The 11,781-nt window shown below is 58.9% G+C and carries 8 protein-coding genes and 1 pseudogene; 7 read left to right on the forward strand and 2 right to left on the reverse strand.

All coding sequences use genetic code 11. The annotated features are described in order from the left end of the window. Positions 1 to 116: 116 nt before the first annotated feature. The 7 genes from XI08_RS20055 (at position 117) to XI08_RS20085 (ending at position 11,182) form a co-directional block, all read left to right on the forward strand. On the forward strand, positions 117 to 1,436 hold the full coding sequence (locus XI08_RS20055; protein WP_271575022.1) for a lysine N(6)-hydroxylase/L-ornithine N(5)-oxygenase family protein: 1,320 nt from the start codon (positions 117 to 119) through the stop codon (positions 1,434 to 1,436). Next, entirely contained in the window at positions 1,433 to 2,713 is a 1,281-nt protein-coding gene (locus XI08_RS20060) for an MFS transporter (RefSeq protein ID WP_271575021.1), read from the forward strand. Before XI08_RS20055 ends, XI08_RS20060 begins: the two co-directional genes overlap by 4 nt. Continuing rightward, on the forward strand, positions 2,703 to 3,482 hold the full coding sequence (locus tag XI08_RS20065) for a phytanoyl-CoA dioxygenase family protein (protein WP_271575020.1): 780 nt from the start codon (positions 2,703 to 2,705) through the stop codon (positions 3,480 to 3,482). Before XI08_RS20060 ends, XI08_RS20065 begins: the two co-directional genes overlap by 11 nt. 24 nt (positions 3,483 to 3,506) lie before the next feature. Next, positions 3,507 to 3,836 carry a cupin domain-containing protein gene (locus tag XI08_RS20070; protein WP_097669493.1) on the forward strand — a complete coding sequence of 110 codons (330 nt, stop codon included), beginning with the start codon at positions 3,507 to 3,509 and terminating at the stop codon, positions 3,834 to 3,836. A gap of 1 nt (position 3,837) precedes the next feature. Next, entirely contained in the window at positions 3,838 to 5,415 is a 1,578-nt protein-coding gene (locus tag XI08_RS20075) for a class I tRNA ligase family protein (RefSeq protein ID WP_271575019.1), read from the forward strand. A gap of 19 nt (positions 5,416 to 5,434) precedes the next feature. After that, positions 5,435 to 6,568, forward strand: coding sequence for an aminotransferase-like domain-containing protein (locus XI08_RS20080; protein WP_271575018.1), 1,134 nt, complete (start codon positions 5,435 to 5,437; stop codon positions 6,566 to 6,568). A gap of 3,684 nt (positions 6,569 to 10,252) precedes the next feature. After that, entirely contained in the window at positions 10,253 to 11,182 is a 930-nt protein-coding gene (locus XI08_RS20085; RefSeq protein ID WP_442869845.1) for a hypothetical protein, read from the forward strand. Between the two features lie 161 nt (positions 11,183 to 11,343). Here XI08_RS20085 and XI08_RS20090 read toward each other — a convergent pair whose 3' ends face one another. Beyond that, positions 11,344 to 11,583: a hypothetical protein gene (locus tag XI08_RS20090; RefSeq protein WP_097669996.1), complete on the reverse strand. Its 240-nt coding sequence runs from the start codon at positions 11,581 to 11,583 to the stop codon at positions 11,344 to 11,346. Next, positions 11,580 to 11,723 (reverse strand): annotated as a pseudogene (locus tag XI08_RS20095) (transposase domain-containing protein); the annotation flags it as partial. The pseudogene XI08_RS20095 and the gene XI08_RS20090, both read right to left, overlap by 4 nt. Between the last annotated feature and the right edge of the window lie 58 nt (positions 11,724 to 11,781).

Genomic DNA, 11,781 nt, shown 5'->3' on the forward strand with positions numbered 1-11,781 from the left:
AAGCCGCTGCCCCATCCCAAGTCACACAAACGCGCTTCGGTAATGAAGCGAAGGACCCGGACAGACTTTACACGAGCGCCAAGGACAAGAACTTACACGAGCTCAAAGAGACTTCTATGGAAATGCTGGATGTCATCGGAATTGGGATCGGCCCATTTAACCTCAGTCTTGCAGCGCTTATTGAACCTACTCCGCTCCGCGCACTTTTCCTGGAGAAGCGAGACGCACTTTTCTGGCATCCAGGCCTTGCACTGCCGAATAGTCGCCTTCAGGTGTCGCCGCTCAAGGATTGTGTGACCCTAGTCGATCCTACTAGCCCATACTCATTCCTCAACTATTTGGCACTGCATGGTCGGCTCTACAGCTTTGTCAATAAGCGAAATGCTTCAACGTCCCGGCAGGAGTTCATTGAGTATTACCGGTGGGTCGCAGGGCGACTCAATACGCTCCGCTTCTCGGAGGACGTCACGGATGTTGTTCCGTTTAGGGACGGCTACCGCATCAACACGAATACAACCACATACTTGGCGCGCGCTGTTGTTGTGGGCGTTGGCGTAGAGCCCAAGATTCCTCCCTGCGCCAGATCTTTGCTATGTGACACTGTCTACCATGCAGCCGACTATCTCGAGCGGCAGCTTCCGCATGCAGCCGAGCATGTGCTCGTTGTGGGAGGTGGTCAGAGCGGGGCTGAGATTATTGAGGACATGCTTACTCGTTCTGTGCCCACCCAAATCACGTGGGCAACGTCGCGTTCAAACTTGTTTTCCATCGACGACAACAGCTTTGTGAATGAGGCTTACACACCCTCCTATAGCCGTCGCTTTCACGCTCTACCGCTTCAGCAGCGCCGGGACATAGTCGAGGGCGAGGTGCTTACGAGCGATGGTATTTCTGTCGATTTGTGCAATCGCCTATATGAAATGCTGTACGAACGCAGCGTGGATGGCGCGCTGGCCGACCGTTTTCGTGTGTTGTCCAGCGTAGTCGTGAAAGACATCGCGTCCCACAAAAAGCGCTGGCGAGTCGATCTAGATGAGATCGCAACGCAGCGAAATAGCTGCATCCTCGTCGATCGTATAGTGCTTGCTACAGGTTTCCAGCCACGTACGCCGCCCTTCTTGGAGGCCCTCCTCGAGGGTGCGTGTATGGAAGATGGCCTGCCCGTACTCGGCCCGGACTACGCAGTCCGCTTCGGTCGGCACATGCCGGGACCAATTTATCTACAAAATCAAAGCCGCGTGCAGCACGGATTGCAGAGTGCCAATCTATCTTTGGTGGCGTACCGCAACAGCCAAATTATTAACAGCCTTCTCGGCCGACCGTTCTATTTGAATACATCCGACAGGCAGATGATTGAGGTTTGTTCAGACACGTCTGAACGAGGCGACGGTGTGGTTGCGATGCGATCGACCCGACAGGTATTGGGTAGCACATGAACGGCGGCTCGACCTCACCGCTGCGGGGCCGGATTGCGCATGGAACGGCCAACGCTGCCGACCAGCTTTCAGGCACGCTCGACTACCGCGCCTTTGTACCATTTTTGATTGCCTCCATTGTCATTGCAGCAGCTTACGGCACTAGCTTTCTATTGCCGGACTACATGCATGCGCTCGAAACGGATAGTCGAGCCGCGGGTCTTATTATTTCCAGCGGCATGGCTACTACTCTCGTTTCCTGTTGCTTGGCTGGGTGGCTGGCAAAGCGGATAGGCCTATTACCCACGTTGACTGCCGCATCGCTGTTTATGGCGGTAGCCATGCTGACCTTTGCCGGCGCTGCCCTCGATACGCGAGCGGCGTACGTTGGAGGACTAATGGTGGGCGCTGCTTGGTCAGTGTTCTACATTCTGGCACCGCTGCAGATCATTCGACATCTACGGCCCTCAGCACGTATTCAGTATTTGACGGTCTTATCCGGATCACAAATGGCTGGGCTCGGCCTAGCGGCTCCACTTGGTCACTTGCTCGCAAAATACACTGGTTCGCTGGCCACGATTTATGCGGTGCTTGCGATTGCGTGCGTGACCGCCGCCGCCTGCGTGGACCTTACAAGACGCGCGATGTCGAGGCTATCGGCACTGGCTATGCCGGATATCGCGATTACACTTGCCGCGACTATGACACTGCTTCAGAAGTGCACAGCGCTCCCGATCGCCATGATTGCGATTTCAGGCTGCACGTTCGCGGGGCTGTCCACATATCAGAGCGCGTATTCCGCATCACGTCACTTGAATTCCGATCTGTTCTTTCTCGTTTTTACTGCTACGAGCGTGGTACTACGCTTCTCAGTCGCTCACTTCATGGGCAGCCTGCCGTTACGCCGACTGGCGCTCACGCTCATCCTACTGATCGCTGCGTCTCTGGTGCTGTTCCTTCTCAACGGTGGCAGCACCTCACTCTATATTGCGGCCACAGTGCTCTTTGCCGCCGGCTATGGGTTAAATTATTCAACCTTAAACACGATAGCCGTCAATCTCGCCGGCGAGCACGGCGTCTCCGTGCCCACTACCTCGCAGATCTTTACCCTCGCATACTTCTTCGGGATCTTCGGCTTTCCCATGGTCGGAGGGCAGTTGGTCCGTGGATTCGGCCTTGACGTGATGTTGCTGAGCCTATTGAGCGCGACCGCTCTGAATGCGGTGCTAGCAACCCGCCTCGGGCAAAGCACAGCTGATCCGCCTCATCTTAGGAAGGAGCTCACACATGCTGACTGAGGCACAACAATCGAAATGGCATAAGGATGGATACCTTCGATTGGAAAGGTTCTTCGATCCAGCCACGCGCGACAAGATTTCTTGTTACGTTGAGGAAGTTGCACGTTGGGATGTAAGCTCCGATAAGTGGATGTTGTGGTTCGAGAAGACGAGTGACAGCCGGAAGATTATCTCGAAGGCCGAGAACTTCTTAGACTACCATGCCCCTCTACGGGAGGCGCTCCTGGCCGATGGCCGCATTCGTATAGCGGTCGAGACACTCTTGAATGAGAAGACACGGATGTTGAAGGAACTTCTGATCTTCAAGTATCCGGACAGCGGCGGATACCGCCCTCATCAGGACATCTACCATGTGCCGCACAAGATACCCGACCGCATGGTGCACGCAATTGCATCAATCGCCGTGGACGACTCCGACCCGGGTAACGGTGGGCTCTTCTTCACGCCAGCTCGCCATAAGGAAGGAATGTTTCCGATGGATGTCGGCGGCGTGATTCACCCGGAGATCGCCGAGACCTTCACATGGGAGCCGGTACAACTAAAAGCTGGTGATGTTTTTATTTTCGACGATTATGCGCCCCACTACTCCTTGCCAAACAAGAGCGATCGGTCGCGTCGTGCGATTCACTTGGTATTCCAGCGCGCATCCACTGGGGGTCCGACACGCACCGAATACAACTGCATGAAGCGCGCCTACAACCCTCCAGAGGAAGCGGTGGCCGATCTTGAAAACCTAAAGCTTCCCAATGGCATATTCTATCGCGATTGATAGCCACGTCTGAGGAAGACCAACGTGTACACGGCGCAGCTTGATCATTCTCTGATGAGATCCGAATACGGAGTTCTGGTCTGGCGCCTTTTGGAGCATCTCCCGGAGGGTCTCAGCCCAGCATTTGGCGCTTCAGTCGTGGAGCTCGCTCCAGGCGATGCGGTCGACCCGCACGATCATCAGGAGCATGAGCTGTGGCTGCTGATCTCTGGTCGCGGAGAGTTCGAAGTCGACGGCCAGGTCCGTAATGTTAGCGAAGCGACCTTGTGTTACATGTCGCCACATCAGACGCACACTATCCGCAATATCAGCCAAGACAGCACTCTCAAGTTTATCTCGATCTGGTGGGATTGACGTGCGCACTTATTTTGTCTGTCCCGCGCCGCCTTGCCCTAACGGCAAACTACATCTCGGCCACATCGGCGGCGTGTATTTACTTGCTGATATCTTCGTCCGCTTCCAGCGCATGACCGGCCATCGGGCCTACTACATCACCGGCTCAGACGAGCACGGCACACATACGCTCGAAACGGCACGAAAGCTCGGCCGATCCTTTAGCGAGGTCGCAGAACAATACGTTCACCAGATCTTAGAGTGTTTGCGTGCCGTGCAAATTACGCCTGATGTGTTCGTGCGCACATCTAGCGAGATTCACAAGGAAAATGCGCTAGCGATATTCCGCGAGCTGCAAGTGGCCGGCTACGTCCACGTAAGGCAGGGCGTGCAACTGTATTGCGAACATTGCGATGAGCTCGTTGCGGACTCGCTCGCAACTGGCCGTTGCCCGGCCTGCTCATCGCCCTGCGACAGCAATCTGTGTGAGAACTGCGGGCTGGCTGTTCAGCACGACACAATCCGTGACGCACGACACGTCACCTGCGGCCGCAATCTTGTGCTAAGAGCCATCAAGCAGGCCGTGTTCGACATGCCGCGTCTCGCTCGCCAACTGCACGAAGCCATTGGTGAAAGCGCGTGGCCCGAGCCGATACGCGCCAAGGCGCGCGCTTGGCTACACCGAGAGGTGCGCGGCTTGCCGATGACCCGCCATTTTAGGCACGGAGTTGAGGTACAACAGCCTGACTCTCTGATCGGCCAAACGCTGCTTACATGGTTTGAGGGCCTCTGGTGCTTCGACACCGGAATTCGCGAGCAATGCGCCCGCTTAGGTCTGGACGCAAGCACGACGTTGCACGACCAGAACAGCGAGCTTCTCTTCTTCATGGGGCAAGATAATCGCTTCTACTACACGCTAGGTGTCGCCGGCGGTCTGCTCGCGCGCGGCTACCCAATTCCAAAAAATCACTCCGTCCAGGATTTCTACAAGCTGGAAGGCGAGAAGTTTTCCACCAGTCGTGATCATGCTCTTTGGGCTGATGAAGTGGCGCGCGAGGTGGGGCCAAACGTACTCCGTTATGCACTGGCGCGAGTGGCCAAGCCGTTTGGAACCGACGCAAACGATTTTGATCTCGACGGGCTCATCTCGGCAGCCTCACGCATTCGGGTCTGGGAAGATGCGTTACGGCGGTGTGCAGAAAGCGCACTCACGGTAGAGAGCACCGAACTCTCCCCGAATTTCCGCCGCTTCGCTGAAGATTACGCCGATGCGGTCACCGCACTGCGTTTCTGGGATGCGCTTGATATCATCGACAGGTACTTCGAGCTAGCTGGCTTTGCACATGCAGACGATTGGACATGGAATGCTGCGCAGATCTCGCTGTTCCTGAGCCTACTCTATCCCGTAGTACCTGAGCTAGCGATGGGCTACGGCCAGCACTACTTTGGCGGTGCGTGGCGGCCGTCCCTCGAGACATCAGCCGTAGCAGCCCAGCCAAAGGCGTCACTGGACTTTCCCCGTTTCAGCGCGCCAATACCTGCAAGCTTTGCCTCGGAGTACAATAAGCGCTTTCGCAGAGAACAGATTTGGCAATCATGAAGATCCGAATGACGAAGCTATGAATACGCGCATCTCAAAACGCACCGCTGTCGCTCAGGGTTTCGCGCCGTTCAACTCCTCAAGTGCGACGCATGGGATCAATTTCGGCTATGGGCTGGCCGACCCGGTGATGTTTGCAGAACTGCCGTGGCCAGACGCGTTTGACGGACGTACAGGTGTGGCTCCCGCCGATCTGCCGCAGTATAAGGATACCGCGGGTTTGCCCGAACTTCGTACCAAGCTTGCACTGAGGTACGGTGTGCGGCATGACCAAATTATGCTTACGAGTGGAGCTTCACAGGCCTTACAGTTGCTTGCCGATGGCTGGATTGACCCCGGTGACGTGGTCCTGACGGAGGACCCCTCCTACTTGGGTGCACTGCGTACGTTTTCGATCGCGGGTGCAACCGTGGTCCAGCTAGGTCTGGCTGCAGAGGGAGTGGATCTGAACGAAGTGGAGGCAGTGCTGCAGACCAGTGCCCGGGTGAAGCTCTTCTACACGATGCCAGCATTTCATAATCCAACCGGGCACCAGATGTCGTGCGACCACGTGGCCAAATTGGCGGCACTGCTAGCCCGCAGTGGCGCTCTCTTGGTGCAGGATCTTGTCTATGCTGAGTTGCCCTATAACGGTCCAGTGCATTGGTTGGCGCCGGGCGACAACGTGATCAATGTCCATAGCATCTCAAAAGTTGCCGGACCGGGACTACGGGTAGGCTGGGTGATTGCGGAGTCGGACATTATCAACAGGCTTGCGCACCTCAAACGCGACGGCGGCGTAAGTCCGGTTCTAAGCAATGTCGTTTTGGGATTATTGCAATCGAGCGCTCTTGACTCGCACATAACACGCTTGCGCGAGCACTACCGAGCGAAGCGAGACGGCGTACATAGGTTATTGCAGCGCAGCCGGATTTGCGAGCCGGAATATAGTGTACCAAGCGGGGGCTTTTCGTTCTGGGTACAGCTTGCCGCGGGTACGGATCCGGAGAGGTTTATTGAAGCTGCAAGCCGCGAGCACGACGTGCACCTTATAAATGGTCGGAACTATGGCCCACGAAGTGGCCGTCACGTGCGCCTGTGTTTCAGCTATCTTCCAATATCTCTCATTGAGCAGGGGCTGGAGCGCTTAGGTAATTTGCATGCTAAACTCTAGACGCGTGTGGTATGTTTCAGCAGAGTTTTCCCATCTGACGCGGGGTCGCAGGTCCAGCTCCAAGCGCCGACACTTCTGAAGAGAGCGGGCTTACGCGGACACACGAAGTCGCTGTCCTGCTTTGTTGTCCGCCGGCAAGGTCGCTTTGGTGCGCTCCAACCGACCCGCCCATCACTCGTCCGAAGCTCGAAGAAGTGTTCGAGCTGTATAAGGGGAGCTTCGTTCCCACGCACTGGAGCAGAGTATACGGTTCCGATTTGCCGCATCTTTGCAAGCTACTTAAAGCTCATCGCCGCGAACCGCGAGCTGAGCTGCAAGCTCGTGAGCAGCCGGGTTCGCCGGCCGTGCAGTCCGCTCGGCAGTCCGGCTCGGCGCGGGAGCATCCCCCGACGCCTGGCTACCCTGAGCTCGGGAGATTGGGCTCGTTGGCCAGCAGATGCAAGAACCAGCATCACCATCGACTGCCGGGTCCTGCGGCGGTCTTGAGCCTTTTGTTGATCTGAATACGCCCGCGCGTCTGAACTGCGCGACGATGCTGACTTTGGCCGGCGGATCCTGCCAGAGCTCGCTCAGACACCTACGCTGCTCTTTGAGTCTTTGGTCGACCTGAATGCGCTAACGCCGTCGGAGTTGCGCGACGATGCTGAGTTGCGCCAGCGCAGTCTGCCAGAGTCGCTAAGACATCTACGCTGAATCATTTGTTGATCCCGCCCTCGGCGTCCTCCGGCTGCTGCGATTTTTACGTCGCTCAGCAGGCGATCGGTCGTCACCGCGCTCACCTTCAAAACCGGCCCACCGCTCATCGGCAGAAAGCTTCAATCTACCGTGCGTTCAAGTGCCGGGAGCGAGAACGGCTCGCGACGAGCCGCTTACTGCAGAGCCGGTCAGAGGCGTCCCATAGCACAATCAGTGCAGCGCGAATGGAAGCCCCATAGGTCCGGCTTGGACGCCGCGGCACGGCCGATCCCGATGCCCCGTCCACCGACAGTGGTCGGATCGCGTGCTTACGATGTCATCCCGTGACGGTGCAAAGCTCGTCCAGGATTCGTCCCTTCTCACGCCGCCCGCCCGCCCGGTGACGCTCGGCCAGGGCTGATGTGATCTCGCGCTTTGCGCGCATGCTGATCGTCCCCGCCGCAGCCGCCACCGAACTGATCCGGCAGCTCCGCTCCAGGCACGACTGGGACGTTGTCCGGTAAGAGTTTTAGTGAGGCAATGCGCCCCTCGGCGACACGAGGATTACTCTCGCCTTGGATAGCCGATGAGAGAGCGAATGAACGAGGAACGAATCGCGGAAGGCTCGTCGTGGATTTGCGAGAACGATCCGGATCAACTGTGGCTTGGCACCCGTGCGTGCACCTGCGGCGCCGCCGGTATGCCGTTTTGCACTAGTTGCTCGCTATCGAGCGGAGCGTCCCCCTGGGGCGATAGCGTGTGACTATCGTTTGGGGCACCGCGCAGTGCGTTGCGGCTAGGGACGCGCCCGACGACTAGGCGGGTCCCAACAACCCGAGCAATGACGAGTCGTCGGCTCCCATGCCGCCGCAAGACTTCATCGGCCGGGAGGAAGGCGGGTCCTGACACCCCATGAAGCTCCGCGACGATCGAGAGCCGCGGGGTCGTTTCGCTCTGCAGATGTCGCGATGCATTGTCTCACGAGCGACGGCCTCGTCAGCTTCTGGACAGCCTATCCATAATAGGATCAGCTCAATTGATTTCTTGGACGTGAGGCTAGCGTGGACCCGTACAATTCCGATCCATCCAATCCAACAGCTTGGTCCCAGGTGCAGCACGCCGTCTTGGAAAAGGACCAGGGGGGCCATGCCGGGCAAGAGGGCTTTGAGCAGCACTTGGCCGAGGCGCACCCGCCCGATCCGGGTCCTGTCTCCGGTGGCGGCCGCAGCGGCCGCAACTACCATCCCCATCTCTCTGCAGAACATCGGGACATTATCGACAAGGCGATTGCCCAATATGCGGCTCAGAAAAACCCACAACTGAAGACGGTTAAGCGCTATACGCAGGCGCTTCGCCGACTAGGAAATGATCTTGGCGCTCATCGCAAAATGATTGATCTGGGGGACCACCAGTCCCTGGTCCGTCACGTCAAGACTTACTTCCCGAACGACGAAGACATAAAGAAAGGGTTGGGTGTCCTTCGTGCGTATCATGATCCGAGCTATGTAGCTTCTGGCGGGCGGCCGCGCACGATCCCTTCAGCGGAAGACGCGCCCCTCTCAGAGCGGCTTAATGCCAGTGGCATGACGTCGGGCAGTGCTGCTCGTCATGATCGTAGTCTTCGCAGATTTTCTAACGCGCTTAATCGTGCGGGCTACTCGATATCTGGGCTAGACGACGCTGCGCGCATCGAATTCGCTCAAAAGTTGTTCCCGAACGACGAACTTTTATTGTTCGCATTAAGCAAGGTTCGCGATGCCGAAAACGTTTCCGGCGCGGGTGCATCTCAGGAGCCCAGCGGTTATGCTGTCCCGTCGCCCGCATCGCATCTTTATTCCGATGACGCCCGCATCATTGATGGCCTGGAAAAGGCAGAGCTGAGCATGCTCAAACCCGAGGAGACTAGCCGGAAGAAAGATGTTCAAAATCTGGCCCGCAACCAACGAAGATTCGCCGCTTGGCTCCAAAGGGAGGGGCGCGGGAGCCTAGTGAGCCGACTCACCGGCACCAGTGAGCAGCAAAAGTCGTTCAACGACGATTACAAGGACTTTAAAAAATCCAATCGAAACGCGGACATGGGCTTTGATCGGCTTCGGAACTACCTATGGCTCGTCGAGGCGAACGCTGCGCTGGGCGTCTGCCCTGAACAGGCGGGTGGGGAGCCGCGGCGTGGCGAGTCGAAATCAACGTGGTCGCCGCCGGAAGCGGTGCCAGATGGGTCGTCGGCGTTCTACCGAGGTCTCGACTCCTTCGTTGATCTGCCGTACACCTCGCAGGAAGTGAGAGACGATGCTCAGTCAGCGCCGGTGGGTAGGGCTGCCGCCAGACCGCCGCTCTTCATCGGACTATCGGACGCGCCAGCTCAGTCGCCAGACATTTTCCGCGGTCTTCAATCTTTCGTTGATCTGCCGTACACGCCGCAGCAGATGCGAGACGATGCTCAGTCGGCGCCGGTGAGTGGGGCTGCCGCCAAACCGCCGCTCGTCACCCGACCGTCGGACGCGCCAGCTCAGTCGTCAGACATCTACCGCGGTCTCAACTCTTTCGTTGATCTGCCGTACACGCCGCTGCAGATGCGAGACGATGCTCAGTCAGCGGCGGTGGGTGGGGCTGCCGCCAGACCGCCGGTCTTCACCGAACCATCAGAAGTGCCAGCTCAGTCGTCAGACATCTACCGCGGTCTCAACTCTTTCGTTGATCTGCCGTACACACCGCAGCAGATGCGAGGGGGGGGGGGGGGGGGGGGGGGGGGGGGGGGGGGGGGGGGGGGGGGGGGGGGGGGGGGGGGGGGGGGGGGGGGGGGGGGGGGGGGGGGGGGGGGGGGGGGGGGGGGGGGGGGGGGGGGGGGGGGGGGGGGGGGGGGGGGGGGGGGGGGGGGGGGGGGGGGGGGGGGGGGGGGGGGGGGGGGGGGGGGGGGGGGGGGGGGGGGGGGGGGGGGGGGGGGGGGGGGGGGGGGGGGGGGGGGGGGATCTCAACTCTTTTGTTGATCTGCCGTACACACCGCAGCAGATGCGAGATGATGCTCAGTCAGCGCCGGTGGGTGGGGCTGCCGCCAGACCGCCGCTCTTCACCGAACCATCGGACGCGCCGGCTCAGCCGTCAGACATCTACGGCGGTCTTGCGTCATTGGTGCATCTGGATGCGCCCACGCCGTCCGAGTTGCGCGACGATGCTCACTTTGCGCCGGCGCCGGCTGCCAGGGCTCGCTCAGACGCCTACCGCGGTTTTCCATTGGTCGATCTGACTGCGCCCACGCCGTCCGAATCACGTGACGATGCTAATTCTGTACGCCCGTTTCCGAGCACCTCCGCTAATGCTCAGATCGGGGCTTTAGATCCGACAGTCTCGTCTCACGGCCACGGGCTGGTGCTCGATGACACAGAATGGCTGGGCGACCAGCATATCGACAGGGATTACGGGCTCCAGGAGCAGGATTTGCAGAGGAACGATCCGGATCTCGCCGCCCGGACGCGGTTCGTGAATCCCCTCATCGCCCTAAATTATCTGCGCTCTAACGACGATGGCGTCGTGCTAACCGAGTTCCAGCGCATCGTCTATGACGATAATGGTAATGATACAGCCGACTTCCTGTTCCTGCCCGTGATTAATGGCAATCCTGAAGATCCTAATAGCCGCGGCAACCATTGGTCGCTCCTGTTCGTCGATCGCAGCGACCGGGGGCGGCCGGTCGCCTATCACTACGATTCCTACGGCGGACTCAACAATAGAGATGCAGAACATCTCGCAAGAAGGCTGAACCTCCCCCTGGAGCTAGCCGTCATGGCCCAGCAGCAGAACACTTATGATTGCGGCGTCTTTGTCGTGGACGGCACGCGGGAGCTGGTTAGGCGATTGGCGCAAGGACGGGAGCCAGACCTGCGGAATCTCAGCGACGTCGGTGCCAATCGGCAGGCATTGCAGATCCGACTCAGGGGCTGATGTCGCCGTGGGCGGATAGCTCAGGCTGGAGCGGCAACGCCGACGGCCTGGGCCTCGGGCACGAAGGACCGGAATCAGGCCGCCGCCCAGCAACACAGCCCGGCGCAGCCATCCGGCGAGCGCAGTCTGGGGAAGGTATCCACTCGGCGTAGGCCGCAGGGTTACCGCCTGAGCAGTCCAGGGTTCTCTTTGTAGAACCTGATCAGCTCGATGAGGTTTTCGATTCCAAAGTCGGTGAACGCCTGGATGCCGTGTTCTCCGACGCCATAGACCCAGATGACGCCGTCCTCGATCTCCATTTCGTTGGCGATGTCCCACAGCCAATCTTCGTCTTCGCCGAGGTCTTTCGCGACCTGGGTGATGGTGGTGACGTGATGGACCTTGTTGACGTGCGTGGTCATGCCGCTCGAGCGGAGAGTGCTGATGCCGGCGTCCAATTCCAGGGCAGAAGTTCGTCCAGCCGACGAGCCGGATGGGCGGCAATGCGGGCGAGGATATCGGCGAGCCAGGCCTGCGGGTCGATGCCGTTCATTTTCGCCGTTTATGCCGCCCGCCGAACTATGCCGAGTCGGGTCGTTTTCCCCAGATTTCTCGCTGAC

Origin of the sequence: Bradyrhizobium sp. CCBAU 11361 (genome assembly GCF_028128935.1) — a bacterium.
GTDB classification, from domain to species: domain Bacteria; phylum Pseudomonadota; class Alphaproteobacteria; order Rhizobiales; family Xanthobacteraceae; genus Bradyrhizobium; species Bradyrhizobium niftali.